The following is a 997-nucleotide window of genomic DNA, read 5'->3' on the forward strand; positions in this document are numbered from 1 at the left end:
TTCGACATCCGCCCGCAGCGCCGCATCGATGTACCAGGGCAGGCTGGGCGCGCCGATGTACACCTCCGCCTCGTTGGCCGTGGGCGGTGCGTACAGCGGGCCGAACACCGGCAAGCGCTCCGACGACGGGTACCAGAAGTCCTCGCGGACCTGCCCGGTGTCCTTGCCGCTGTCGTCGCGCATGATGCCGAACGCCCGGGCCGACATCGTGTAGACGTAGCCGCCGCGGCCCAGCTCGATGTTCTCGGCGCACATGCGCAGCACCACGTTGCCGGCCACCTTCTGCTGCTCGACCGAGGTCAGGCCACGCCAGCCGATGGAGCGCAGCACCTCGGCGCCCATCACCCGGTCGTGCGGGTTGGCGTAGACGTACAGGCGGCCGTGCTCGGCGCGGCCGAGGTACGCATCGCGCGCCCGAGTGCACAGGCACTGGCGGGTGATGTCGGCCATCGACGCCGCCGCGGGATGCCGCGCCGCCTGGGCGAGCACCAGCGCCACCTCGCGCAGCGTGGCCAGCCGCGCGGCGCGCGAGACGACTTGGTCATTGGCCCCGTACTGCACGGCCTCCAGCAGGTCCGGCTCGTTCAGGCTCCAGGGGCTGTTGCACAGGAACAGCGCCTCCGGTCCGCGCACGCCCTGCTCTTGCAGGAACAGCATCGCCAGGCCGGCCACCATGGTGCCCTGGCTGTGGCTGACGACGTTGATCGTCTCGTGCGGGCTGGCATCGCGGATGGTCCTGATCAGGAAGGCCAGGCGGCGCGCCGCGTGCACCATGTAGCTGCGCGGCGGCGCATCGGACAGGCAGCGGTCGGTGATCGGGTTGAAGCGCTGCAGGTTGATCGCGCCGCCCAGGCCGCTGCAGGCGAAGCCGTACAGCGTGTCGAACATCGCCAGCAGGTGGCTGGTGCCGTTCTGGAACGGCCCGCCCCCCCAGGCATCGTCCTCGTCGAGCGCGACGGGGAAGCGGCGCAGCGCGGTGGTGCGCCGGGCCTTCGGG

Annotated in this window: 1 protein-coding gene; it reads right to left on the reverse strand. The window is 71.4% G+C overall.

Going from position 1 to position 997, the window contains the following annotated elements; genetic code table 11:
- The coding region (locus V4F39_RS26430) for a T6SS effector phospholipase Tle3 domain-containing protein (RefSeq protein ID WP_425606892.1) at positions 1 to 997 on the reverse strand (997 nt) is incomplete at both ends.

Origin of the sequence: Aquincola agrisoli, from assembly GCF_036621135.1 — a bacterium.
GTDB lineage: Bacteria > Pseudomonadota > Gammaproteobacteria > Burkholderiales > Burkholderiaceae_C > Aquincola > Aquincola agrisoli.